General features: G+C 70.2%; 26 protein-coding genes. 8 read left to right on the top strand and 18 right to left on the bottom strand.

The window, feature by feature from the left end; all coding sequences use genetic code 11:
- From ESP51_RS17510 to ESP51_RS17475, 9 genes are all read right to left on the bottom strand, one after another.
- Positions 1 to 1,161, bottom strand: a 1,161-nt coding sequence (locus ESP51_RS17510; RefSeq protein ID WP_206737350.1) for a DNA translocase FtsK 4TM domain-containing protein, incomplete at its 3' end; no start/stop codon positions are given.
- Between the two features lie 66 nt (positions 1,162 to 1,227).
- Entirely contained in the window at positions 1,228 to 2,451 is a 1,224-nt protein-coding gene (locus tag ESP51_RS17505; RefSeq protein ID WP_129522178.1) for an ABC transporter permease, read from the bottom strand.
- 8 nt (positions 2,452 to 2,459) lie between these two features.
- Positions 2,460 to 3,218 carry an ABC transporter ATP-binding protein gene (locus ESP51_RS17500; protein WP_241843239.1) on the bottom strand — a complete coding sequence of 253 codons (759 nt, stop codon included), beginning with the start codon at positions 3,216 to 3,218 and terminating at the stop codon, positions 2,460 to 2,462.
- Positions 3,215 to 4,267 carry an efflux RND transporter periplasmic adaptor subunit gene (locus ESP51_RS21125; RefSeq protein WP_164990583.1) on the bottom strand — a complete coding sequence of 351 codons (1,053 nt, stop codon included), beginning with the start codon at positions 4,265 to 4,267 and terminating at the stop codon, positions 3,215 to 3,217. Before ESP51_RS21125 ends, ESP51_RS17500 begins: the two co-directional genes overlap by 4 nt.
- A gap of 136 nt (positions 4,268 to 4,403) precedes the next feature.
- The gene (locus ESP51_RS17495) at positions 4,404 to 4,895 is read right to left on the bottom strand and encodes a GNAT family N-acetyltransferase (RefSeq protein ID WP_129522177.1); all 492 of its coding nucleotides are present in this window, start codon (positions 4,893 to 4,895) and stop codon (positions 4,404 to 4,406) included.
- 92 nt (positions 4,896 to 4,987) lie between these two features.
- A complete protein-coding gene (locus ESP51_RS17490; RefSeq protein ID WP_129522176.1) occupies positions 4,988 to 6,664 on the bottom strand; it encodes a ribonuclease J in 1,677 nt (558 codons plus the stop codon).
- Positions 6,665 to 6,729: 65 nt separating this feature from the next.
- The gene (dapA, locus tag ESP51_RS17485) at positions 6,730 to 7,704 is read right to left on the bottom strand and encodes a 4-hydroxy-tetrahydrodipicolinate synthase (protein ID WP_129522175.1); all 975 of its coding nucleotides are present in this window, start codon (positions 7,702 to 7,704) and stop codon (positions 6,730 to 6,732) included.
- A gap of 958 nt (positions 7,705 to 8,662) precedes the next feature.
- Positions 8,663 to 9,220, bottom strand: a complete 558-nt coding sequence (locus tag ESP51_RS17480) for a dihydrofolate reductase (protein ID WP_129522174.1) — start codon at positions 9,218 to 9,220, stop codon at positions 8,663 to 8,665.
- Positions 9,217 to 10,026, bottom strand: a complete 810-nt coding sequence (locus ESP51_RS17475; protein WP_129522173.1) for a thymidylate synthase — start codon at positions 10,024 to 10,026, stop codon at positions 9,217 to 9,219. Before ESP51_RS17475 ends, ESP51_RS17480 begins: the two co-directional genes overlap by 4 nt.
- A 138-nt stretch (positions 10,027 to 10,164) precedes the next feature.
- Between ESP51_RS17475 and ESP51_RS17470 the strand changes: the two genes are divergently transcribed.
- The 4 genes from ESP51_RS17470 to ESP51_RS17455 are packed head-to-tail and all read left to right on the top strand — an operon-like array spanning position 10,165 to position 12,471.
- Positions 10,165 to 10,635, top strand: coding sequence for a TlpA family protein disulfide reductase (locus ESP51_RS17470; protein ID WP_129522172.1), 471 nt, complete (start codon positions 10,165 to 10,167; stop codon positions 10,633 to 10,635).
- Positions 10,622 to 11,080 carry a DUF4395 domain-containing protein gene (locus ESP51_RS17465; RefSeq protein WP_129522171.1) on the top strand — a complete coding sequence of 153 codons (459 nt, stop codon included), beginning with the start codon at positions 10,622 to 10,624 and terminating at the stop codon, positions 11,078 to 11,080. Before ESP51_RS17470 ends, ESP51_RS17465 begins: the two co-directional genes overlap by 14 nt.
- A gap of 56 nt (positions 11,081 to 11,136) precedes the next feature.
- A complete protein-coding gene (locus ESP51_RS17460; RefSeq protein ID WP_129522170.1) occupies positions 11,137 to 11,562 on the top strand; it encodes an OsmC family peroxiredoxin in 426 nt (141 codons plus the stop codon).
- Between the two features lie 3 nt (positions 11,563 to 11,565).
- Entirely contained in the window at positions 11,566 to 12,471 is a 906-nt protein-coding gene (locus ESP51_RS17455) for a TIGR01777 family oxidoreductase (protein WP_129522169.1), read from the top strand.
- On the opposite strand, the gene ESP51_RS17450 is transcribed toward ESP51_RS17455, so the two are convergent.
- Positions 12,443 to 12,883, bottom strand: a complete 441-nt coding sequence (locus tag ESP51_RS17450; protein ID WP_129522168.1) for a tetratricopeptide repeat protein — start codon at positions 12,881 to 12,883, stop codon at positions 12,443 to 12,445. The two genes, ESP51_RS17455 and ESP51_RS17450, sit on opposite strands and share 29 nt — an antisense overlap.
- The gene (gene dapB, locus ESP51_RS17445) at positions 12,880 to 13,632 is read right to left on the bottom strand and encodes a 4-hydroxy-tetrahydrodipicolinate reductase (protein WP_129522167.1); all 753 of its coding nucleotides are present in this window, start codon (positions 13,630 to 13,632) and stop codon (positions 12,880 to 12,882) included. The genes ESP51_RS17450 and dapB overlap by 4 nt, the downstream gene beginning before the upstream one ends.
- Positions 13,633 to 13,682: 50 nt before the next feature.
- Here dapB and ESP51_RS17440 point away from each other — a divergent pair, with 50 nt between their 5' ends.
- Complete coding sequence (locus ESP51_RS17440) at positions 13,683 to 14,165, top strand: GNAT family N-acetyltransferase (RefSeq protein WP_129522166.1); 483 nt, start codon at positions 13,683 to 13,685, stop codon at positions 14,163 to 14,165.
- A 32-nt stretch (positions 14,166 to 14,197) separates the two neighbouring features.
- Here ESP51_RS17440 and ESP51_RS17435 read toward each other — a convergent pair whose 3' ends face one another.
- The 3 genes from ESP51_RS17435 to ESP51_RS17425 all read right to left on the bottom strand — a co-directional run bounded on the left by ESP51_RS17435 (position 14,198) and on the right by ESP51_RS17425 (position 17,398).
- Positions 14,198 to 14,800: a histidine phosphatase family protein gene (locus tag ESP51_RS17435; protein ID WP_129522165.1), complete on the bottom strand. Its 603-nt coding sequence runs from the start codon at positions 14,798 to 14,800 to the stop codon at positions 14,198 to 14,200.
- 35 nt (positions 14,801 to 14,835) lie between these two features.
- Positions 14,836 to 16,221 carry a M16 family metallopeptidase gene (locus ESP51_RS17430; protein ID WP_129522164.1) on the bottom strand — a complete coding sequence of 462 codons (1,386 nt, stop codon included), beginning with the start codon at positions 16,219 to 16,221 and terminating at the stop codon, positions 14,836 to 14,838.
- 70 nt (positions 16,222 to 16,291) lie between these two features.
- Complete coding sequence (locus ESP51_RS17425; protein WP_241843238.1) at positions 16,292 to 17,398, bottom strand: aldo/keto reductase; 1,107 nt, start codon at positions 17,396 to 17,398, stop codon at positions 16,292 to 16,294.
- A gap of 165 nt (positions 17,399 to 17,563) precedes the next feature.
- Here ESP51_RS17425 and ESP51_RS20705 point away from each other — a divergent pair, with 165 nt between their 5' ends.
- Genes ESP51_RS20705 through ESP51_RS17410 form a run of 3 tightly spaced genes read left to right on the top strand, consistent with a single transcriptional unit; the run spans position 17,564 to position 20,066 of the window.
- Positions 17,564 to 18,289 (top strand): TetR/AcrR family transcriptional regulator, encoded by a 726-nt coding sequence (locus ESP51_RS20705; RefSeq protein WP_164990582.1) that lies wholly within the window; start codon positions 17,564 to 17,566, stop codon positions 18,287 to 18,289.
- Between the two features lie 47 nt (positions 18,290 to 18,336).
- Positions 18,337 to 19,272, top strand: a complete 936-nt coding sequence (locus tag ESP51_RS17415) for an ABC transporter ATP-binding protein (RefSeq protein WP_129522161.1) — start codon at positions 18,337 to 18,339, stop codon at positions 19,270 to 19,272.
- Positions 19,269 to 20,066, top strand: coding sequence for an ABC transporter permease subunit (locus ESP51_RS17410; RefSeq protein ID WP_129522160.1), 798 nt, complete (start codon positions 19,269 to 19,271; stop codon positions 20,064 to 20,066). The genes ESP51_RS17415 and ESP51_RS17410 overlap by 4 nt, the downstream gene beginning before the upstream one ends.
- 62 nt (positions 20,067 to 20,128) lie before the next feature.
- Here the strand turns inward: ESP51_RS17410 and ESP51_RS17405 are convergent, their stop codons facing one another.
- The 4 genes from ESP51_RS17405 to ESP51_RS17390 all read right to left on the bottom strand — a co-directional run.
- Positions 20,129 to 20,944, bottom strand: a complete 816-nt coding sequence (locus ESP51_RS17405; RefSeq protein WP_129522159.1) for an HpcH/HpaI aldolase/citrate lyase family protein — start codon at positions 20,942 to 20,944, stop codon at positions 20,129 to 20,131.
- Positions 20,941 to 21,510 carry a MaoC family dehydratase gene (locus tag ESP51_RS17400; protein WP_206737348.1) on the bottom strand — a complete coding sequence of 190 codons (570 nt, stop codon included), beginning with the start codon at positions 21,508 to 21,510 and terminating at the stop codon, positions 20,941 to 20,943. Before ESP51_RS17400 ends, ESP51_RS17405 begins: the two co-directional genes overlap by 4 nt.
- Positions 21,511 to 21,557: 47 nt before the next feature.
- Positions 21,558 to 22,724 carry an acyl-CoA dehydrogenase family protein gene (locus ESP51_RS17395; protein ID WP_206737347.1) on the bottom strand — a complete coding sequence of 389 codons (1,167 nt, stop codon included), beginning with the start codon at positions 22,722 to 22,724 and terminating at the stop codon, positions 21,558 to 21,560.
- Between the two features lie 11 nt (positions 22,725 to 22,735).
- Positions 22,736 to 22,956, bottom strand: a 221-nt coding sequence (locus ESP51_RS17390) for an acyl-CoA carboxylase biotin carboxyl carrier protein subunit (protein WP_164990581.1), incomplete at its 5' end; no start/stop codon positions are given.

The following is a 22,956-nucleotide window of genomic DNA, read 5'->3' as shown; positions in this document are numbered from 1 at the left end:
CGGGCCCGTGCCGCCGGCGTCGGCCTCGTCGAACACGGCGAGCACCGAGGTCGCGCCGCCGTCGTCGCCGCGAAGGCCGGTGCCGCCGCGCGGAACGTCGCCGGTGAAGTGCTGCAGGGCGGATTCGGCGCGCTCGAGGTCGCCGAGCACCTCGGAGCCGTAGGACGCCGGGCCGCCCTCACCCTCGAGCGGCGACTCGAAGCTCCCCGCGGCGGAGCCCGCGCCGAACACCGCGGTGAGCTCGTCGATGGCGGGCGTCGCGAACGCGGGGTCTTCCTCACGATTGGAGTCGTTGCGACGCCACCACGGCAGGAGTCCGGCGGGTTCGGCCTCGTCGGTGGAAGCGTCGATGCCGTCGAGCTCGGGCTGCGCCGACTCCTTGCGCTTGCGCCGCGAGGGCCGTTCGGCGGCATCCGTCTCGCCCGGCTCGGCGACGGGAGCACCGAAGAGCCACACGTAGAGCTCGCGGAAGCGCGAGGGAATGCGGTTCGGCGGGGTCTTCGTGATGATGAGGAGTGCGAGCACGAGCAGGACGATGACGACGATCGTCGCGCCGATCGTGGTGATGAGAAGCGTGAGCGGCGCTGCGAGCATCCAGCCGAGGATGCCGCCGGCACGCGCGAGCACGGTCATGCCGTCGCGCGGTTCGGGGGCACCGCCGAAGAGATGGCAGAGCGCCGAGACGGTGAGCAGCAGCAACCCGAGCCCGATGCCGATGCGCGTGTTGTCGTGCACCGAGCTCGGGTGACGGAACAACCAGACGGCGAACAGCAGCATGATGACGGGCAGCGCGAACGCGACCCGGCCGAAGAGCCCGCCGAAGGTCCAGGAGTCGAGCGCCTGGGCCACCGGATCGTTGATGAAGAACCACTCGACGACCGCCCCCGCGATGGCGAGCACGATGATGAAGAACGGCAGGCCGTCGCGGCGTTCCTCTTTCTGGAGCGTCTCGGGGCCGAGCGCGCGGGCTGCACCACCGGCGACGTGCGCGAGGCCCATCCAGGCGCGAACGAGGATGCTCGGGCGCTCGGGCGTCGACGCCGCCTTCGTCGTCGCCCGCGCGCGGGTCGCCGGAAGCTTCTTCGTGGGCGCGGTGCGAGAGCCCGAGCCGCGGGCAGACGTGCCCGAAGCACGACCGTTCGACCTGGTGCTCGTAGCCATTCCCCCACGTTAAGGCCGACCGCCGACTCGCGTCGACAGGATGCCGCGAGTGTCTGCGATCGGCGTTCAGAACCGGATCGCGTCGATCACCCGCACGCGCACCGCGGCGAGCGCCGGCAGGAGCCCCGCGAGGGCGCCGACGGCGGTCGCCGACACGATGCCGATCACGGCCGCCTCGATCGGGAAGCCCGGTGTGTCATCGAGCTCGACCCCGCCGAGCAGGAGCGTCATCAGGGGGCTCTGCACGAGTGCGATCGAGACTGCGACACCCACGACCCCCGCAACGAAGGTGCCGACCACGCTCTCCATGAGCACCGAGAAGAACACGCGGCTGCGCGTCGCCCCGAAGCTGCGACGGATGCCGATCTCGCGGATTCTCGCGCGCACGGTGACGAGCGCGATGTTCAGGAGGCCGAGCGCCCCGAGCAGCAGGATCACGACGGCGACCCCCACCACGAGGAGCTTCAGGATGAGGAACGGGTCTTCAGACCACGCGCCGTAGTCGTTGCGCCAGCCCTCGGCGTAGCCGCCCTCGCCGATGGCAGCGACAAGGTCTCGCTTCACGACTTCGGTGAGCGGGTCGGCGAGCTCGTCGGGAACCCACATCTCATACGTGGGCGGCTGCTGCATCCCGGGCACGGTGGCCGGAGCGATCGCCGCGTAGGCGTCGTTGAGCACGAACGCGGTGGGCTCGGTGTCCCACTCCCCCTGCGAGGGAGTGACTCCCGTGATGACCCCCGTCGCCGGCGCTTCCCCGAGCAGCGCCACGGTCGGATGCGTCCAGACCGGCGGCCGGCCGAGCCGATCCCAGAAGACCTCGTTCACGATCAGCGCAGGTGCGAGGCGATCCGCGTCGCGCGGGCCGAACCACTCGCCGTCGATGAGGCGCACCCGATGCATCTCGCCATAGGTCTGATCGACCGCCTGCACCTGCACGGCGGCCGCTCCGCCGGCGAACTGCACGGTGAGCGAGCCATAGGAGTTGCGACTGCCGAACGCGATGTCGTAGCGCTCGAGCACGCTCGCCCACGCCGCGTCGATCGTGGCGGCGTCGACGGCCTCGCCGCCCTCGCTGCCGACGTTGAACTGGATCGTCGCCGGGCGACCCGACTGCCGCTCGCTCACCTCGCGGTTCGCCTGCTCGGCAATCGCACCGGCGCCGACGACCGTCGTCAGTGCGCACACGGCGATCGCGACGCCGATGAGCGAGAGCAGCACCCGGCCCCGGTGGATCCGCAGCTCTTCGAGCGCCTCGACCACGGTGCTCACGGCGCCCGTGACGGCGCGCATCAGGCCGTTCACACGCTCACGCCGGCGTCGGTGCCGACGCCGCCCACATCGACGCCGACAGGGCCACCCACTCCGACCCCGGCGTCGGACGGCACGAGCCGCCCGGACTCGAGGCGGAAGTGCCGGGTCGACCGGCTCGCGATGGCAGGATCGTGGGTGATCGTGACGAGCGCGGCATCCGTCTGGCCGGCCACTTCCTCGATGAGGCCCATCACCGAGCCACCGGTCTCGAGGTCGAGCGCCCCGGTCGGCTCGTCGGCGAGGATGAGACGCGGACGGCGCACGAGGGCGCGCGCGATCGCAACACGCTGCTGCTCGCCGCCCGAGAGGCGCTCGGGCCTCGTGTGCAGCCGGTCGCCGAGCCCGACGAGGTCGAGGATCTCGCGTGCGATCTGCTCGCGGCGCCAGAACTCGCGCCCGTTCGAGTAGAGCAGCGGGGTCTGCACGTTCTCGAGCGCCGTGCGGCCGGGCAGCAGGTTGAACTGCTGGAAGACGAAGCCGATCTCGCGTCCGCGCAGCCGATCCCTCGTGCTGCCGCGAAGTGCCCGTGTGTCGTGGCCGAGGAAGCGCAGCTCGCCCGCCGTCGGCGAGTCCATGAGGCCGAGCAGGTTCAGGAGCGTCGACTTTCCGGAGCCCGACCGGCCGACGATCGAGAGCCGGTCACCCTCATGGACCGTGAGGTCGACGCCGGAGAGGATCGTGAGCGGCGGGCCGTCGGGCAACTCCACCGTGCGGCCGACGCCGGTGGCCTCGAGGAGCACGGTCACAGCGCGCTGCAGACCATCGCGCCGTCGGGCATCGCCTTGCACTCCTCCATGCCGGGCTGCGGTGCCACTTGGCCCGGGACGAACTCGAGCACCGAGTCGCCCTCGGCGAGCCCCTCGACGACCTCGACGTTCGTGCCGTCGCTGAGGCCCAGCTTCACGGGCGCCTCGGCGTGCGAGCCGTCGGCCGTGACAAGCCAGACGACGCCCGAATCGGCGCCGCCCTCGACGGCCGTGGTCGGCACGACCAGCACGTCGTCGGCGGCGCCCGCCGAGATGGTGACCTGCGCCGACAGCCCCGGGAAGACCCGCACGTCGCCGGGCACCCGGCATTGCACGGTGGTTCCGGATGCCGCGGCGCCGCCCGGCCCGGCCTCGCCGCCGTCACCCGTGAGTCCGGAGCCCTGCCCGCTCAGGGCGGTCGTGATCGAGAGTCCCGTGCACAGGAACGGCGCGGGGCCGCCGGCGATCGTCACGAGCGCCTCACTCGGCTGCGTGGTCAGTCGGTACTGCTGCTCGGGAGCGAGCGTGGCCGAGATGTTGAAGGACGGCGGGGCCACCTGGCCCGAGACCTCGCCGATCGCGACGAGCTGGCCGGGGATCACCGAGAGCGACGACAGCACGCCGTCGGCCGGGGCGACGACCTTCTCGAATCGGAAGGTCGGCGTCGGCATCGTCACGACGGGCATCCCGTCGGGTCCGACGCTCTCGACCGGCGGGGCCATCGGGTTCTCGACCTTGATGTCGAACACGACGTCGCCCGCGCGCACCGTGGCGCCTTGCTGCACGAACACCTCGTCGACCGCGCCGGCGCCGGTTGCCTTGACCGGCACGGCGGCATCCGCGTTCACGGTGCCGGTGAGCACTACGTCGTTCGCGATCGAGCCGCGTGCGACCTGCACCTGCGGCTCGATGATGTTGCCCGTGGGCCGGGCGGAATTCTCGGCTTCGGCGCGGTCGGGGAAGAATGCCAGCTTCACGAGGGCGACCGCGACGACGGCGACGAGCAGCGTCTTCAGGATCGGGAACACCCATCTGCGCCACACCGTCACGGACACTCCAATCGCCGACGAGCCACCAGACTATGGACTGCAGACATCATTGGGAACCGCTTTCAGGGGCGATTCGGGGTTTCCCCTGAGCGTTTCGCGTGTCCGTGCGGCTCGAGGCCTTCGGCAGCGGCTGCGATCAGGCCAACGAGCGCACCATCGTGTCCCGGCCGTCACCGGATGCCACGACGATGAACCCCTCGGAGCGATAGAGCAGGTGCGCGAAGTTGCCGTGCTCGACGCTCAGGGTGAGCCGGGCGAATCCGGCCGAGCGCGCGGCATCCGTGAGCCCGCGGATGAGTGCGCGGCCGATGCCCTGTGCCCGCCAGAGCGGGCGGACGCCGATGATGAGCTCGGGTACACCCGAGGCGACGAAGCCGTACGCCCGGTCGGGTTCCGCGAAGAGCCGGTACCAGGCGGCGCCGATCGGCCGTTCGTCGGCGTCGAGCGCGACGATGCCGGCGTCGGCCGGTCGCTGCCAGCCCGCGATGTAGCCGCGGTAGACGGGATCGGCGAGCACGGTCGGCCTCGGCCGGGGATTCCCCGTCCGCCAGTTCGCCGCCTCGACCACCATGTCGGCGAGGAAGGTGCCGTCGCTCGAGCTGGCCGGGCGGATCGAGAACTCCGCCATGCGCGGAGGCTACGCCTCGCGTGTTTCGGCAGCGTTTCGCGATGCTGCGCCGGTCGGTGCGACTCCCTGCGCGGCCTCCCCGCGCGGCATGCCTACGCCTCGATGACGAGCGGCACGAGCATCGGGCGACGACGCAAGCGCCGGTTCACCCAGCCGCCGAGCACTCGGCGCACGACCTGCGAGAGGGCGTGCGAGTCGCGCACGCCGCTGTGTGCGGCATCGGCGAGGGCGGCGATGATCTTCGGCTTGACGTCATCGAACACGGCATCGTCTTCGGCGAAGCCGCGCGCGTGGATCTCGGGGCCGGTGATGACCCGGCCGGTCGACGCGTCGACGACGACGATGACCGAGATGAAGCCCTCTTCGGCGAGGATGCGGCGGTCCTTCAGGTCGGCGTCGGTGATCTCGCCGACCGTGGAGCCGTCGACGTACACGAATCCGAGGTCGAGCTGGCCGGCCACCTTCACGACACCGTCGCGGAGGTCGTAGACCGAGCCGTTCTCGCCGATGAAGGTGTTCGCCGCGGGGATGCCGGTGTCGCGAGCGAGCTTCGCGTTCGCGAAGAGGTGCCGGAACTCGCCGTGGATCGGCAGCACGTTCTTGGGCTTCAGGATGTTGTAGCAGTAGAGCAGCTCGCCGGCCGCGGCGTGACCCGAGACGTGCACCTTGGCGTTGCCCTTGTGCACGACGTTCGCGCCGAGCTTCGTGAGGCCGTCGATCACGCGGTACACCGCGTTCTCGTTGCCGGGGATGAGGCTCGAGGCGAGGATGACCGTGTCGCCCTCACCGACCTCGATCTGATGTTCGCGGTTCGCCATGCGGGAGAGCACGGCCATCGGCTCGCCCTGCGATCCGGTCGACATGTAGACGATCTCGTCGTCGGGGACGTCGCCGGCCTTCTTGTAGTCGATGAGCACGCCCGGCGGCACCTTGAGGTAGCCGAGCTCGGCGGCGATCGTCATGTTGCGCACCATGCTGCGGCCGAGGAGCGCGACGCGACGGTCGTTCTCCCACGCGGCGTCGAGCACCTGCTGCACGCGGTGCACATGGCTCGAGAAGCTCGCCACGATGACCCGGCGCGGGGCCCGCGCGAAGACCTCGTCGAGCACGGGGCCGATGGAGCGCTCGAGCGGGGTGAAGCCAGGGACATCCGCGTTCGTGGAATCGACCATGAACAGGTCGACGCCCTCTTGGCCGAGCCGCGCGAACTCGCGGAGGTCGGTGAGCCGGCCGTCGAGCGGGAGCTGGTCCATCTTGAAGTCGCCCGTGGCGAGCACGGTGCCGGCGGTCGTCTTGATCGCCACGGCGAGTGCGTCGGGGATCGAGTGGTTCACCGCGATGAACTCGAGGCGGAACGGGCCGATCTGCTCGTGCTGGCCCTCTTTCACATTCAGGGTGTACGGCTGGATGCGGTGCTCCTTGAGCTTCGCCTCCACGAGCGCGAGGGTGAGCGTCGAACCGATGAGGGGGATGTCGGCACGCGCCTTCAGCAAGTAGGGCACGGCGCCGATGTGGTCTTCGTGGCCGTGCGTGAGCACGACGCCCACGACGTCGTCGAGCCGCTCCTTCATGAACCCGAAGTCGGGCAGGATCAGGTCGACGCCCGGCTGGTGCTCTTCGGGGAAGAGCACGCCGCAGTCGACGATGAGGATCTTGCCGTCGATCTCGTAGCTCGTCATGTTCCGGCCGACCTCGCCGAGGCCCCCGATGGGGATGATGCGGAGCGTGCCGGGTTGGATCGGGGCAGGTTCGATGACGACGTCGGGCATAAGCCCTCCTTACGTTGCGGTGTTCAGTTCAGTGCGGCCGTACCGGCGGATGCCTCGGCTCGCGATCAGCGTGTGGTGCCCGCGACCTTCGGCAACGCGCCGCCGGCGGCGGCATTGCGGTCGGGGCGGAAGTTGTGGAAGTCGACGCCGGGGATGTCGCGGACGAGATCGATCTCGTCTTCGATCTGCGCGGCCTCCCACTCTTCGGGGCCGACGAGCGGAAGGCGCACGCGAGGACTGCCGATGCGACCGAGTCCGTGCAGGATGTACTTGGTCGCGACCGTGCCCGGAACGTGGGTCATCACGGCGCGCACGAGCGGCTCGAGCTTGCGGTGCGCCTCGGTCGCAGCGGCCAGGTCGCCGCGGTTCACGGCGTCGACGATCGTGCGGTACGGCCGCGCCGCGATGTTGGCGGTGACGCCGATGAGCCCGGTGGCGCCGATCGCGAGCTCGGGCAGCACGTTCGCGTCGTCGCCGCAGAAGTACATGAGGTCGGTCTGGTTCAGCACGCGGCTGACCTCGGAGAAGTCGCCCTTGGCGTCTTTCACGGCCACGATGTTCGGGTGCTTCGACGCGCGCAGGATCGTCTCGTACTTGATCGGGACGCCCGTGCGGCCGGGGATGTCGTAGAGGATGACCGGCAGGTCGGTGGCGTCGGCAACCATGCGGAAGTGCGTGAGGATGCCGGCCTGCGTGGGCTTGTTGTAGTACGGGGTGACGATCATGATGCCGTCGGCGCCGGCCTGCTCGCTGTGCTTGTAGAGCTCGATCGCGTGGGCGGTCTCGTTGGAGCCGCCGCCCGTGATGATCTTCGCCCGGCCGCCGGCGACCTCTTTGCCGACCTCGACCAGCCGGATCTTCTCGGGGTCGGTGAGCGTGGAGGTCTCGCCGGTGGTGCCCGTGACGACGATGCCGTCGGCACCGTCGTTGATCACGTCGTCGATGTGCTTCTCGACCCCGGGCCAATCGACCTCGCCGTCAGCCGTGAACGGCGTGACGAGCGCGACGAGCACTTGTCCGAAGGGATTTTCCTGAGTCACGTGCTCAAGGCTATCGTCCCGCCCGCCCGCATCGCTCCCACTGACGCCGCGCGGACTCAGCGTCGACCACGGCCCGATTCCCCCTCGATGGATGCCGCGGCCAGTGAATTCTCACGCCCGCCCATCCGCAATCCGGCGCCCGCGCCATGGCATTCGCGGGCATCTCGACGTGCAGAACGCCATCGTCCGCAATGGGCTCACCGTGGAAGCGAAGGGCGCTTGCACAAGCGAGGCGCCCGCCAACCTGGCATGCCCGCAGGGCGTCCAGAGGCGTGTCAGGCAGCGCGTACCAGGCTTGGCGCACTCGAAGCAGTCCTCCGTGCGCGACGAGGATGCGGACGGTTTCGTCGTCGAGACCCATTCGCCGCAGGTCGGATCTTCTCGCAATGCCGCCGAGGGCGGCCGTCTCCCGTTCGTATCGCATACCCGAGCTTGACCGCCCGTTTCCGGCAGGTCGCGCTTGCGAACGATCCTGTGCAGATCCAGTTTCGTGCGTCACCTGTGGAGGAGCCCGGCCACGGGATCGAGCATGTCTCGCCGGAATCAAGAAGTCGCCGGGCTCCTGAACATGACGACAATCGGGGCTCATGCCTCGGCGTCCCCGCACCTCCTGAAAACAAGGACGCTCGCAGGCTGCGACGGCTCTGCCGCCTCCTGAAAACGAGGACGCTCGCAGGCTGCGACGGCTCTGCCGCCTCCTGAAGACAAGGACACCCCGTTCGACGTGTCCTTGCATTGAGAGACGCGCAGCCCCGACGCAGTACCCGTCGTTGTTTCCCCCGATGCTGTGAATGTCCTTGTTTTCAGGAGTCGCACGGCCTGAATGTCGCCCCGTCGCGCTCGTCGCTGCATTCAGGGATCACACGGCCTCGAACGGCGGGTGTCGCATGGTCCCCACGAGAGGCTCGCGGCGCTTGCTCGAGCACCGTGACCGTCGCGGACGGGTCACCGATGGGCGTCAGGCGCGGTCGTAGCGGAGCCAGCGGTAGCGGATGCCGGAACGCGACACGTACTCGCCCTCGATGGGGTCGGCGGAAGTGAGCCGGAACGCGGCGGGGATCATTGGAGCGTGCACGTCGTCGTCGGCGGGCACGAACGGGTCGCCGTCGGCGTGACGGAGCTCGGTGACCTCGAGTCGGTGTGCCCGGTCGATGACCGCCTGGTACATCTCGGCCCCGCCGGTGACCCAGACCCACTCGTCGTGACGCTCGGCCGCGAGCTCGAGGGCCGCCTCAATCGAGCCGGTCACCTCGGCGCCCTCGGCCGGCCAATCGGACCGCCGCGTCACCACGATGTTGCGTCGGCCGGGCAGCGGCCGGAATCGATGCGGCAGCGACTCCCACGTCTTGCGACCCATGATGACGGGAGCACCGATGGTGACCTGCTTGAAGTGCGCTAGATCTTCGGGTACGTGCCACGGCATCCCGCCGTCGCGACCGATGACGCCGCCCTCGGCTTCGGCCCAGATCAACCCGATGCGGGGCGATGGGCGTCTGGCGCCGTCGGCACCGCTCATACGGCGACCGCAGCGCGGATCGCCGGGTGGTGCTGGTATCCCTCGACGACGAAGTCGTCGTACTCGTAGTCGAAGATCGAGTCGGGCGTGCGCGCGAAGCGGAGTGTCGGGGCGGGGAACGGTGCGCGAGTGAGCTGCTCGGTCACCTGCTCGACATGGTTGTCGTAGATGTGGCAGTCGCCGCCCGTCCACACGAAGTCGCCGACCTCGAGGCCCGTCTGGGCCGCGATCATGTGGGTGAGCAGCGCATAGGACGCGATGTTGAAGGGCACGCCGAGGAAGAGGTCTGCGCTGCGCTGGTAGAGCTGGCACGAGAGCTTTCCGTCGGCAACGTAGAACTGGAACAGCGCGTGGCACGGCGCGAGCGCCATATCGGGGATGTCGGCGGGGTTCCAAGCGGAGACGATGAGACGGCGCGAATCGGGGTTCGTGCGGATCTGGTCGATGACCTGCGAGATCTGGTCGATGGTCTCGCCCGAGGGCGTCGGCCAGGAGCGCCACTGCACGCCGTAGACGGGACCGAGCTCGCCCGCGGCATCCGCCCATTCGTCCCAGATGGTGACGCCGTGATCGCGGAGCCAGCCGACGTTCGACTCGCCGCGCAGGAACCAGAGGAGCTCGTAGGCGATCGACTTGAAGTGCACCCGCTTCGTGGTGACGAGCGGGAACCCCTGCGAGAGGTCGAAGCGGAGCTGGCGCCCGAACACGCTGCTGGTGCCCGTGCCCGTGCGATCGGTCTTGTGCGTGCCGTGCTCGAGCACGTCGCGCAGCAGGTCTTCGTATGGGGTGGGAGTCGTCTCGGCCATCGTCTCGATGCTATCCCCGGCCGGCGACAGTGGGCGGATGCCGCGGGCGTGCCGCGCACCGGGCGCGCCGTGCGCACCGCTCGTGTCATCCTCTGTCACACGCCCCCGGGCACGTGCCGCCCGACGTAGCATCGCGACATGGACTGGCTTGCGGCGCTCATCACGGGCCTCGCCCTGCCCGCGGCCGCCACGGCGCTGGGATTCGCCTGGAAGGCGCGCACCGGGCGGTTGCACGCGGCTCGCGCTGCGGGTGCCGCCGGCGCCGCGAGCGTACGCGACGAGACCATCGAGGCGCTCGAACTCGAGCGCGCAGCCCTCGGCTCCGCTGCCACGCTCGTGCAGTTCTCGACCGAGTACTGCAGCCGCTGCCCGTCGACCGCGCGGCAGCTCACGGGGCTCGCCGCCGAGTACAGTGGCGTGCGCCACGTCGAGGTCGACCTCACCCACCGCGGCCACCTCGCCGAGCGATTCAACGTGCTGCAGACACCGACCACCCTCATCCTCGACGCCGACGGCGTGCCGACCGCACGCATCGGCGGCGTACCGCGTCTCGACGCGGTGCGCGACCACCTCGACGCACTCACCGGGAGAACCCGTGTCACATCCTGAACCCACCGGCATCGACCCGCGCGGCCCGCGCTTCACCGCCGCCATCACGGCGACGCTCCTGCTCATCACGGCCGTGCTCGGCTTCGGCGGTGCGACCCTCGCGGCGTGGATCCTGCTCGCGGCGATCACGCTCGTGTTCGCGTGGAGCGCCGTCGCAGGGGTCCGGCGAAACCCGTTCTCGATCGTGTTCCGGCGATTCGTGCGCCCGCGACTCGCGCCGCCCGCCGAGCTCGAAGACCCCCGCCCGCCGACCTTCGCGCAGGGCGTGGGCTTCGTGGTGACGGTCGCGGGCGTCGTGCTGGGCCTCTTCGGCGCCGCCTACGCCGTGCCGATCGCCGCCTCCCTCGCGTTCGTCGCCGCCTTCCTCAACGCCGTGTTCGGGTACTGCCTCGGATGCCAGATCTACCTGCTGCTCGTACGCGCCCGCGTCATCCCTCGCACCTGACATCCGCTGCATGCGCCCGGCTAGGCTGGAGCCCCGGATCGAGCAGGAGGACCCACATGGCTGTCACGAGTGAATCGACCACCGTCTGGACGGGAACACTGAACGAGGGTTCAGGCACCGTCTCCCTCGACTCGTCGAAGACGGGCGAGTTCGCCGTCAACTGGAAGGCGAGATCCGAGGGGGTCTCGAACACGACGAACCCTGAAGAGCTCCTCGGCGCCGCCCACTCGGCGTGCTTCTCGATGGCGCTCTCGGGCGCGCTCACTCGCGCCGGACATCCGCCCGAGAGCATCCAGACGACGGCGGCCGTGACCTTCGAGGCCGGCCGTGGCGTGCTCGGCAGCCACTTGCTCGTGAGCGCCCGGGTGCCCGGCCTCACCGAGGAGGAGTTCGAGGCCTTCGCCGAGGACGCGAAGCAGAACTGCCCCATCTCGCAAGCACTCACGGGCATCCCGATCACGATCGAAGCCGAACTCGCCTGATCGATGCGGGTACTCGTGGCCGGCGCCTCCGGCTTCATCGGAACCCCGCTCGTCGAACGACTGGGCGCCGATGGCCACGACGTCGTGCGACTCGTGCGACGCCGGGCGCACGGCGCGGATGAAGTGGCGTGGTCGCCGGCCGCGGGCATCATCGACTTCACCGTCATGGACCGCGTCGACGCGGTCGTGAATCTCTCGGGCGCCTCACTCTCCCGATTGCCATGGACGAAGGCGTACCGTGGCGAGCTCCTCGAGTCCCGCATCACCGCCACGCGCACCCTCACCGACGCGATGCGCAAGGCACGCCGGCCGCCCGCCGTGTTCCTCAGCGCGTCGGCGGCGGGCTACTACGGCGACCGGCCCGGCGAGCTGCTGACCGAGTCCTCGGGTGCGGGCACCGGGTTCCTCGCCGAACTCGCCGGCCGCTGGGAGGCGACCGCCGCACTGGCTCCCGAAGAGACCCGCACGGTGATGTTCCGCAGCGGCATCGTGGTCGGCCGCGGCGGCGCGATGCAGCCGATCGGCACGCTCACGCGACTCGGGGTGTCGGGCCGGCTCGGCACGGGCGGCCAGCACTGGCCGTGGATCGCGCTCGACGACGAGGTCGGCGCGCTCCTCCACTTGCTCGACTCGCAGCTCGCCGGACCCGTGAACCTCGTCGGCCCCACGCCCGCCACCGCCGACCGCGTGATGACGGCCATGGCCGAACGCATGCACCGCCCCTACTCGTTCGTCGTGCCCGAGCGCGTGCTCGAGCTCGCGCTCGGCGTCGCCGCCGACGAGCTGCTGCTGGCGAGCCAGAAGATGAGCGCACAGCGCCTCATCGACGATGGCTACCCCTTCCGGCACCTGACCGTCGAGTCGGCGATCGACGCGATGCTCAGCGCTCCGCGCGCTCGAGCTCGATAGCACGCCGCACGGCCTGGCGCGCACGGCGGCGATCGCCGGCCGCATCGTATGCAAGGCCGAGTCGGAGCCAGGCGTGCCACGAGCCGGGCTCGAGGTCGACGGCCTCGCGGAACCGAGGGAACGCGGCATCCGCCGACGCCCGGTCGGGTCGCCCGCTCGGCAGGGCCGCGATGCCGAGATCGAGGCCGCCCTCGGCCTCGAGCCGCTGCACGAGCGCTTGGGAGCGGATGCCGAACGCCAGCTCACGCCACAACGCCCATGCGCCGATGAAGGGCAGCACCGCGAGCGCGACGCCCATCGCGACCGCGACGGGCTCGCCGGTGCCGATGAACTGCACCGCCCGCCAGCCCACGAGGGCGACGTAGAGGGCGAGCAGCACGGCCATGATGACCGCGCCGGTCTTCGCGGTCATCGAGGAGCGCCGGGCAGGCCGAGCTCGAGCAGCGCGTCGAGGCCGACGGTGACTCCGGTCGCCTCGGGGGCGCGGCGCAGCGCGAGCAGGATGCCCGCTTCGTACGAGCTCGGTGAAAGCGTGGAGTGCGTGATCGTGAGGGTCTCGCCCTGGCCGCCGAGCACGACCCGCTGCTCGGCGAGCAGTCCCGACATCCGGAGGCTGTGCACTGGCACCCCGGAGACGAGCTGGCCTCGAGCACGCTGGTCGGCGTGCGGTGCCGCGACGGGCCCGTTGAGCCGGCGAGCCTCGCCGATGAGTTCGGCGGTGCGCACGGCGGTGCCCGAGGGCGAGTCGACCTTGCCGGCGTGGTGCGCCTCGACGATCTCGATCGAGTCGAAGTACTCCGCAGCCAGGGCCGCGAAGGCGGTGCCGAGCACGCTGCCGATCGAGAAGTTCGGCACGAACAGCACCGCGCCGGCCTCGGCGTGGCCGCGCACCAGCGCCGCGATGTCGGCGATGCGGTCGTTCGACCAGCCGGACGTGCCGACGACGATCGAGATGCCGGCACCCGTGGCGAACTCGACGATCTCAGCGCTCGCACCGGGATGTGTGACATCGAGTGCGACATCGGCGCCGAGCATCTCGTCGAGGCTCGATCGCGAGTTGAGGGCGGCGTGCAACTCGAGGTCGTCGGCCTCCTCGATCAGCCGGATCGCCAAACGTCCCATGTTGCCCGTGGCACCGGCCACGGCGACCCGTATCCTCACGTGGTTCACCCTAGCAAGGCGCGGTTCGAGCGGCCGAATAGGCTGATCGCATGCTGCGATTCCGTGAGGCCGACGTGACCGACGCCGACGCGCACGCACTGCTCGAGGCGTATTTCGCCGAGCGCGCGGCGGGCTTCCCGCCCGAGCAGGGCGAGTACCGCCCGACGTGGCCCGACGCGGCGCAGTTCACCCCGCCGGCGGGCGTGTTCCTCGTCGCGATCGACGAGGATGGCGAGGCCGTCGGCTGCGGCGGCGTTCGGCGAATCCAGCGATCGCCGATCGACGAGGTGCGCTTCGAGGTGAAGCACGTCTGGCTCGCGCCGGCCGGGCGCGGCCGCGGCGAGGGCCGCCGCCTGCTCGACGAGCTCGAGCGACGCGCCGGCGAGCTCGGTGCCGAGGAGATCGTGCTCGACACGAACGCGAACCTCGAGGCGGCGGGCGGCCTCTACCGCTCGAGCGGCTACACCGAGATCGAGCCCTACAACGCGAATCCGAACGCGACGCACTGGTTCGGCAAACGGCTCCCCCGCTGATCCGGCCGGGGACGGCCGGGCGCGGTGTGCCCTCAGAGGGAGTACGGCTCGGGCAATCCGGTGCGCAGCTCGGGTGGCAGGTGCGCGAGGTCGTTGTGCGTGACGAGGCTCCACGGCCGGCCCGACTTCTGCGTGAGCACTGTGAGACCGCAATTGGCCTGGTTGATCGAGACCCAGCGCCACGCGGGCGCACCGAGCACCTCGCGCACGAACCACGCGATCACGAAGTTGTGGGTGATGAGCAGGTCGTGCCGATCCTCGCGGTGCGAACGGAGGAACTCGACGACGGCGTCGGCCATCTGGGCGCTGCCTGCCTCGATCTCGGCCTCGGTCACCGACCCGAAGAAGGGGTCGTAGACCTTCGGAGTCTCGGGAGCGGGACCCGATGGGACGCAATCGAACAGCAGCGCCGACGGCTCGGGATTCAGTGCCGGCATCTTCGCCGCGATGATCTTCGCCGTCTCCGCGGCCCGCTGCAGCGGAGAGTGCCACGCATTGTCGAACGGGATGCCGCCGAGGCGCTCCGCGAGGAGCTCGGCCTGGCGCCGGCCGCGCGGCGAGAGGGGTCCGTCGGGCATGCCGTGCTCAGCGTCGAGCTGTTCGCCATGGCGGACCAGGTAGAGATGGTGGGGCACTGGTATCGGTTCCTGTACTGCTCGTGGGTGTCGGGTCAGGCGACGTCGGTGCTCGGCGCGGCCGCTTCGACCGCACCACGGAAGGCCGACTCCTCGGTGGCGCCGACGGCGACGAGCGAGAACGGCCGGGCGGCGAGCTCGGCGGCGAGTGCCTGCACGTCGTCGGCGGTGACGAGTGCGATGCGCCGCAGGGCTTCGTCGAGGTCGGCGAACTCGCCGAGCGTGAGCTCGGAGCGACCGAGCCGGGACATCCGCGTGTCGGAGTCTTCGAGGGCGAGCGCCGACGCGCCCGCCAGCTGGCCGGAGGCGCGGCGCAGCTCGTCGGCGGTCACGCCGTGCTCGGCGAGCCGATCGAGCTCGGTGCGCATGAGCGCCGCGACGGTGCTCGCCTTCGACGGTGAGCACCCCGCGTACATGCCGAACAGCCCGGCGTCGGAGTAGCCGGGGGCGAACGAGTAGACCGAGTAGGCGAGGCCGCGGCGCTCGCGCACCTGCTGGAAGAGTCGCGACGACATGCCCGAGCCGAAGATCGCGTTCAGGACGCTCATGGTCGGTCGTCGTTCGTCGGTAGCGACGAGCCCGGGCACGCCGAGCAGGAGGTTGATCTGCTCGGTCGGCCGTTGGACGACGGTGAGCGGCCGAGCGACCTCGAGCACGGCCGGCCCCACGGGCCGCCGCTCGACCGGCGCGGCCTCGACGCTGAGGTCCCAGCCGGCACCGGTGAGCGCACGTTCGAGCTCGGCGACGAGCACCTCGTGGTCGACCGCGCCCGCGACCGTGACGACGAGGTCGCTCGGCCGGTAGTTGGCCCGGTAGTGCTCCCACACGGCGTCGCGCACGGCGGCACGGATCGTGTCGGGGTTGCCGCCGATCGGGCGGCCGAGCGGATGCGCGCCGAGCACGGCCTCGAAGAAGCGCTCGTTCGCGACATCCGCCGGATCGTCGCCCGCCATCGAGAGCTCTTCGAGGATGACGCCGCGCTCGTTCTCGAACTCCTCAGCGTCGAGACGCGACGAGGTGAACATGTCGGCGAGCACGGCGACGGCCATCGGCAGGTCGCGATCCTGCACCTTCGCGTAGTAGCACGTGTACTCCTTGGCGGTGAGCGCGTTGTGCTCGCCCCCGACCGCGTCGAAGGAGATCGCGATGTCGAGCGCCGTGCGCGTCGTCGTGCCCTTGAAGAGCAAGTGCTCGAGGAAGTGGGTCGAGCCGTAGGTTGCCGGATGCCCCGACGCCGACGGCTGCTCGTCACGCGAGCCGACCGCGACCCAGAAGCCGATCGTGACGCTGCGGCTGCCGGGCACCTGTTCGCTCAGCACGCGAACCCCCGACGGAAGCACGCTGCGACGCACCCGCGCATCGCCGGCCGCGTCGAACGAGAGTTCGGCCAAGCCGAGAGGGAGGTCGACGGCGCCGTTCACCCGTCCACCCTATGCCACCCGCGACGGGACCGCTCGGTCGACTCGGCCCGCCGCCGTGGCGGGCGACGCCTCAGGCGGAGACGCGATCGAGTTCCACGAGCTCCGAGCGGTGCAGTTCGACGGATGCCGCGGCGATGAGTGCGTCGACCTGCTCGGGCTTGCTCGCACTCGCCACCGGCGCGACCACGGTCGGCTTCGCGAGGAGCCACGCGATCGCGATCGTCGCGGGCTGGACACCGCGGGCGAAGGCGATCTCGTCGAGGGCGGCGAGCACGCGGTGCCCGCGGCGCCCGAGGTGGTGGGCCTGGCGCGCGCCGCGCGCGTCATGGCGTACGTCGGAACGGCGTCGCACGGCACCCCCGAGGAATCCGTTCGCCAGGGCGAAGTACGGCAGCACGGCGAGCCCCTGAGCGTGGGCGACGAGTTCGGGCGCTCCCTCGAACGGCCTGCGTTCCAGGAGGTTGTACCCGGTCGTGAGCGCCTGGAAGCGAGGAAGTCCGTTCGCGGCGAGCACGCGAGCCTCGATGAGCCGCTCGGGCGCGAAGTCGGACGCCCCGATCGCCCCGACCTTGCCTGCGGCGATGAGCGCGTCGACGGAACCGAGGCTCTCCTCGAGGGGAACGGCCGGGTCGTCGCCGTGGAAGAACAGCAGGTCGATGCGGTCGGTGCCGAGTCGCGTGAGCGAGTCGTCGACCGCCGCGGTGATCTCATCGGGCGCGAGACCGCGGTGATCGTGGTGTCTCCCGATCTTCGTCATGATGCGCATGCGGTCACGGGTGCCGCGCGAGGCCATCCACTTGCCGATGATGGACTCGCTGCGGCCTGCGGCATAGCTGTCGGCGGTGTCGATCAGGCTTCCGCCGACGCCGGCGAACCGATCGAGCACGTCGAATGAATCGTCGACGCCGAGCGTCCATCCGAAGGTGCTCCCGCCGAGCGCGAGCGGATGCACCGTGATGCCGGTCTCGCCGATCGTCCGCTTCTGCGGCACCGTGATCGGTCCCGAGAGCGGGTTCGTGGCGACGGATTCGGAGTGGAAGCCGGCGCCCCGATCGGCGCCCGTCGTCGGGATCGGCCCGGTGTCCGTCGCGATCGCCCGGGTGCCGAGCATGATGTCGGCGACCGCTGCCCCCGCAGCGTTCGCCGAATGTGCGCGATTCGTGTGCCGTCGTGCCACGCGCTCCTCCTCCCCAGGATTGGTCCGAGGATATGTGCTCGGGGTATCCGATCCGCGCAAGGACGGGCGACCGTTACCGAATCGTTCATTGCAGGGCGGTGCTGCGACACCCCGCGCGAACAGTGGTCTTGCTCGCGGACTGAACGTGCGTTTAGAATGGTGAACATGCGTTCAGCTCGTCCTGAGGATGCGACCGCGGCGGCGAGGATCCGCGACGCGGCAATCGCCCGTTTCGGTGCGCATGGCTACGAGCGGACCACCGTGCGCGAGATCGCCCGGGACGCCGGCGTGAGCGCCGCCCTCGTCATCCATCACTACGGCTCGAAAGACGGCCTGCGCGAGGCCTGTGACGAGTGGCTCGTCGCCGAACTCATCGAGGAGAAGGCGATGACCGCGGGGCCTGCGATCGCCGAGACGATGCAGCGCTGGCTCGACGACACCGAGCAGTTCCAGCACTTCATCGACTACTTCGCGACGATGCTCGCCGCCGGCGGCGAGGGCGGAAATCGCCTGTTCGACCGCTTGCTCCGCGAGACGGCGACGATGCTCGAGCATGGCGTCGAGGCCGGGGCGATGCATCCGAGCAGCGACCCCGAGATTCGCGCTCTCATGATCACCATCAACGGTCTCGCACCCCTGCTGCTCCGAGAGCAGCTGACGCGGGTGCTCGGCACCCCGTTCGGTAGCGCGGCTGCGGCTCGGCGCATGACACTGCCGACGCTCGAGCTCTACACCGACGGCCTCTACACCGACTCGAAGGTGCTCGACGCGGCTCGCGCAGCCCTCGAGGGAACCATCGACACGGGCAAGACAGTGCGTTCCGACAAGGGCGCCGGCAACCCGAACCAGGACCCCGATCCCCCACATCCGTCGAGCGACATCTCACCCTGACGGGCCGCGCTGCGGCTCGTCGACGACTCGACCCGGGAAGGACCGGAATGACCGCAACAGCACCCGCCGCCGTCACCACGCGCGGCCTCACCAAGCGATACGGATCGCACACCGCGCTCCACGGCATCGACCTCGACATCGCACGCGGCAGCGTGTTCGGCGTGATCGGGCCGAACGGCGCCGGCAAGACCACCACCATGCGACTGCTCCTCGACATCATCCGCCCGTCGGGAGGAGAGGTCCGCGTGCTCGGCGAAGACCCGCGCACCGGCGGAGCAGCGCTCCGCCGGCGCATCGGGTATCTTCCCGGTGAACTGCATCTCGCGAGCCGGGTTCGCGGCCGCGAGCTGCTCGCGCACTACGCCGAGATCTCGGGTCGCGTGCGCCCCGGCGTCGTCGATGCGCTCGCGGGCCGGCTCGGCCTCGACCTCGGCCGCCCGGTGCGCAGCCTCTCCAAGGGCAACAAGCAGAAGCTCGGGCTCATCCAGGCGTTCATGCACGAGCCCGAGCTGCTCGTGCTCGACGAGCCGACGAGCGGGCTGGATCCGCTCGTGCAGCAGGAGTTCCTCGCGATGCTCCGCGAGGCGAAGGAGCATGGACAGACGGTGTTCCTGAGCTCCCACGTGTTGAGCGAGGTGCAACAGGCGGCCGACGAGGTCGCGATCCTCCGCGCGGGCCACATCGTCGAGCTCGCCACCGTCGCGCGCCTCCGCGAGACCGCCGTGCGTCGCGTGCGCGTCGTGGTCGGCGAGCCGGATGCCGCCGCACTGCGCGCCACCCTCGATCGCCTCCCCGGGGTCACCGGGGTGCGCGACGTCGCCGACCGCGTCGGCGCCGCCGCCTTCGAGGCGCAGCTCGACGCCCACGTCGACACCTTCGTCAAGGCCATCGGCCTGCACGAGGTCATCGACCTGACCATCCAGGAGCCCGATCTCGAGCAATCGGTGCTCGGGTTCTACAACGAGGCGGAGGTCGTGCGATGAACCGGGTGCTTCCGCTCTTCCGTCGAAGCCTCGCCGACTCGTGGCGCGGGCTCATCGGCTGGACCGCCGGCGTCATCGGCACACTGCTGCTCTACTTGCCCCTCTATCCGTCTCTGGGCGGCAACGGTCAGCTTCAGGGCATGATCGAATCGATGCCGCCCGAGCTGGTGAAGACGCTCGGCTACGACACGATCGGCTCGGGCGCGGGCTACACGCAATCGACGTTCTTCGCGCTCATCGGATTCGTGCTGCTCACGATCGCCGCCGTCGCGTGGGGTACCGGGGCCATCGCGAACGACGAGGAGAACGGCCAGCTCGAGCTCACGATCGCCCACAGCGTCACGCGAGGGCAGCTCCTCGCCGAGCGCACCGCTGCGGTGTTGCTGAAGCTCTGCTGGCTCGGGGTCGTGGCCGTCGCCATGGTGCTCGCGCTCAACGACTCCGCAGAGCTCGGCATCGAGACCGGCGCCCTCCTCGCGACCGCGACGGCGCTCGTGGGCGTCACCTTCCTCTCGGCTGCACTGGCCATCATGGTCGGCGCCCTCTCCGGGCGTCGCAGCTGGTCGCTCGGCGCCGGTGCCGGGGTCGCGGTGCTCGGCTACGTGCTGAACGCGATCGGCAACCAGAGCGAAGAACTCGACTGGGTGCACGCGTGGTCGCCCTACTCCTGGGCGTTCGGCACCGATCCGCTGTTGAACGGATGGGACGCCCGGATCTGGCTGCCCTTCGCGGTCGCGGTGGTCGGCCTCGTCGCGGGATGGCTGGTGTTCCGGCGGCGCGACCTCGCGATCTGACCGGACTGAGGGGCGGATGTCGCGGCGCTTCAGCCCGCGGCATCCGCCCCCTCGAACGTCGATCAGCTGCCGGCGCGCCGCACGAGCGCCTCGGCCTGCCTCAGGACGGGCGCATCGACCATTCCGCCCCGGAACGCGAACACGCCGGGCTCCCCGGCCGCCGCGGCGATGACGGCGCGCGCCCATTCGAGGCTCTCGGCATCGGGACGGTAGGCGGCGCGCACGATGTGCACCTGCCCTGGGTGCACGCACGCGGTCGCGGCGAATCCGAGCGCTGCGGCGTCTTCGGCTTCGGCGCGGAGCCCCGGCGAGTCGTCGAGCTCGAGGTGCACGGCGTCGATCGCGGCGATCCCGTGCGCCCCTGCCGCGAGCAGCACCTGGGACCTGGCGTGCGTCGCGACGTCGCGATAGCGACCGTCGGCATGGCGGCTCGAGGAGCCGCCGAGGGAGGCGACGAGGTCTTCGGCCCCCCACATGAGCGCCGAGACATTGGGTATCGCCGCGACCTCCGCCGATGTGAGCACGCCACGAGCCGTCTCGCAGAGCGCGATGACCTCGACCTCGACGAGGTCGACGAGATCGGCGGTGCCCTCGCACTTGGCGAGCATGACCGTCGTGTACGGGGTCTCGGCGAGCGCGGCGAGGTCGGCCGCGAAGTGCGGGCTCGACGCGGCGTTCACGCGCACGATGACGCGCTCGGGATCGAGCGGCGTGCCCACGATCGCCGCACGGGCGGCGGCCTTCGCGTCGTCGGCGACGGCGTCCTCGAGGTCGAGGATCACGGCGTCGGCGCGATCGAGGGCCTTCGCGTAGCGGTCGGGGCGATCGGCCGGGCAGAAGAGCAGCGCGGGGCCGAAGCGGAACGGCGGATGCGTCATCCGCTCGCCTCCTCTCCCTCGTTCGGGGTCACGGCTCGCGACACCGAAGGCTGGCGCTCCCCTGCCTCGCGGAACCAGACGAGCACCGATCGGGTCGCCCTCGCGACCTCGACTCCGTGCTGGTTGCGACCGAGGTGCAGGAGGGTGACGACGCCCTGGCCCGGTCGCGAGGCCGAAGGGCGCTTGTCGACGACGAGACTCTCGCTGTAGAGGGTGTCGCCATGGAAGAGCGGTGCAGGGAAGGCGACCTCGGTGAAGCCGAGATTCGCCACGATCGTGCCTTGCGTGAGCTGGGCGACGGATGCCCCGACGATCGTCGCGAGCGTGAACATCGAGTTCACGAGCCGCTGCCCGAACGGCTGCGTCTCGGACCACGCCGCGTCGAGGTGCAGGGCCTGCGTGTTCATCGTGAGCGTCGTGAAGAGCACGTTGTCGGCTTCGGTGACCGTGCGGCCGGGCCGGTGCAGGTAGCGGGTCCCCGGTTCGAACTCCTCGAACCAGAGGCCGCGCTGCAGCACCTCGCGGTGCACCTCGGGCACCGCATCGGTGTCGTCGCTGGCGTGCATGTCGCTCCTTCGCGTGCTGGCCGTTCGCGGCATCCGCTCGGCGCCCGTCAGGCGGTGAGGCCGAGTTCCCTGGTGATGATCATGAGCTGCACTTCGGTCGTGCCCTCGCCGATCTCGAGGATCTTCGAGTCGCGGTAGTGCCGGGCGACGGGGTTCTCGTTCATGAACCCGTAGCCGCCGAAGATCTGCGTGGCATCGCGCGCGTTGTCCATCGCCGCCTCTCCAGAGACCATCTTGGCAATGGACGCCTCGAGTTTGAAGGGCTTGCCGGCCACGAGCTTGCGCGCCGCGTCGTGCCACGCGAGCCGTGCCTGGTGCACGCGCGCCTGCATCTTCGCGATCTTGAACGCGATGTGCTGGTTCGAGCCGATCGGCGTGCCGAACACCACGCGTGTCTTCGCATAGCGCAGCGCCTCTTCGAGGCACCCCTGCGCGGCGCCGGTCGCGAGTGCCGCGAAGGCGACGCGGCCCTCGTCGAGGGTCTGCAGGAAGTTCGCGTAGCCGCGACCGCGAGCGCCGAGGAGGTTCGACTCCGGCACCCGCACGTCGGTGAGGGTGAGCGGATGCGTGTCGGAGGTGTGCCAGCCCACCTTGTCGTAACTCTCCCCGACGGTGAAGCCCGGTGTGCCGTTCGGCACGATGATGCACGACAGCTCCTTCTTCACGCTGCCGTCGGGTGCCGTCTTCTCACCCGTGACGGCGGTGATGGTGACGAACTTCGTGATGGGGGTGCCCGAGTTCGTGATGAACTGCTTCGAGCCGTTGACGACCCACTCGTCGCCGTCGAGCACGGCCGTCGTCTGAGTGGCTCCGGCATCCGAGCCCGCCTTCGCCTCGGTGAGGCCGAAGCCCGCGAGCGCACGGCCGGCGACGAGGTCGGGCAGCAGCTCGGCGCGCTGCTCGTCGGTGCCGTTGCGGTAGATCGGCATCATGCCGAGGCCGACGCCCGCCTCGAGGGTCACGCCGATCGACTGGTCGACGCGGCCGAGCGCCTCGACGGCGAGGCAGAGCTGGAAGTAGTCCTTGCCGCCACCGCCGAACTCCTCGGGGAACGGCAGGCCGAAGAGGCCCATCTCGCCCATCTGGGCGATGATCTCCATCGGGAGACGCCGCTTCGTGTCGTACTCGTAGGCGGCGGGGGCGACGACGGTGTCGGCGAAGTCGGCGACGCGATCGGAGAGCTCCTGCTCCTCGGGGCTCAGGTCGTACTGCATGCTGCTGCTCCTCATTCGTGGTGGGGGGTCTGTGGGTGCGGCTCGATGCGTGCCACGGCCTGGTCGCGCGCGACGAGATCGCCCATCGCGGCGGCGAGCCGCACGGTGCCGTCGAGGGTCGCGATGACGCGGTGCTCCATCTTCATGGCCTCGATCGCCACCACGGCGTCGCCCGCCTCGACGCTGTCGCCGTCTTCGACGAACACGGCCGTCACGGTGCCGGGCATCGGCG

The organism is Agromyces albus, from assembly GCF_004134825.1.
GTDB lineage: Bacteria > Actinomycetota > Actinomycetes > Actinomycetales > Microbacteriaceae > Agromyces > Agromyces albus.
Note: the sequence above shows the minus strand (reverse complement) of the source record. Positions and strands in the feature narration are given on the sequence as shown.

What these genes read in the sequence shown, in the direction of transcription:
- ESP51_RS17400 (WP_206737348.1), bottom strand. Translation starts at nt 21,510, where the DNA reads ATGCACGCCAGCGACGACACCGATGCGGTGCCCGAGGTGCACCGCGAG.
- ESP51_RS17460 (WP_129522170.1), top strand. Translation starts at nt 11,137, where the DNA reads ATGGCTGTCACGAGTGAATCGACCACCGTCTGGACGGGAACACTGAAC.
- ESP51_RS17480 (WP_129522174.1), bottom strand. Translation starts at nt 9,220, where the DNA reads ATGAGCGGTGCCGACGGCGCCAGACGCCCATCGCCCCGCATCGGGTTG.
- ESP51_RS17455 (WP_129522169.1), top strand. Translation starts at nt 11,566, where the DNA reads ATGCGGGTACTCGTGGCCGGCGCCTCCGGCTTCATCGGAACCCCGCTC.
- ESP51_RS17450 (WP_129522168.1), bottom strand. Translation starts at nt 12,883, where the DNA reads ATGACCGCGAAGACCGGCGCGGTCATCATGGCCGTGCTGCTCGCCCTC.
- ESP51_RS17405 (WP_129522159.1), bottom strand. Translation starts at nt 20,944, where the DNA reads ATGACGCATCCGCCGTTCCGCTTCGGCCCCGCGCTGCTCTTCTGCCCG.
- ESP51_RS17495 (WP_129522177.1), bottom strand. Translation starts at nt 4,895, where the DNA reads ATGGCGGAGTTCTCGATCCGCCCGGCCAGCTCGAGCGACGGCACCTTC.
- ESP51_RS17470 (WP_129522172.1), top strand. Translation starts at nt 10,165, where the DNA reads ATGGACTGGCTTGCGGCGCTCATCACGGGCCTCGCCCTGCCCGCGGCC.
- ESP51_RS17490 (WP_129522176.1), bottom strand. Translation starts at nt 6,664, where the DNA reads ATGCCCGACGTCGTCATCGAACCTGCCCCGATCCAACCCGGCACGCTC.
- ESP51_RS17475 (WP_129522173.1), bottom strand. Translation starts at nt 10,026, where the DNA reads ATGGCCGAGACGACTCCCACCCCATACGAAGACCTGCTGCGCGACGTG.
- ESP51_RS17395 (WP_206737347.1), bottom strand. Translation starts at nt 22,724, where the DNA reads ATGCAGTACGACCTGAGCCCCGAGGAGCAGGAGCTCTCCGATCGCGTC.
- ESP51_RS17440 (WP_129522166.1), top strand. Translation starts at nt 13,683, where the DNA reads ATGCTGCGATTCCGTGAGGCCGACGTGACCGACGCCGACGCGCACGCA.
- ESP51_RS20705 (WP_164990582.1), top strand. Translation starts at nt 17,564, where the DNA reads ATGCGTTCAGCTCGTCCTGAGGATGCGACCGCGGCGGCGAGGATCCGC.
- ESP51_RS17410 (WP_129522160.1), top strand. Translation starts at nt 19,269, where the DNA reads ATGAACCGGGTGCTTCCGCTCTTCCGTCGAAGCCTCGCCGACTCGTGG.
- ESP51_RS17505 (WP_129522178.1), bottom strand. Translation starts at nt 2,451, where the DNA reads ATGCGCGCCGTCACGGGCGCCGTGAGCACCGTGGTCGAGGCGCTCGAA.
- ESP51_RS17415 (WP_129522161.1), top strand. Translation starts at nt 18,337, where the DNA reads ATGACCGCAACAGCACCCGCCGCCGTCACCACGCGCGGCCTCACCAAG.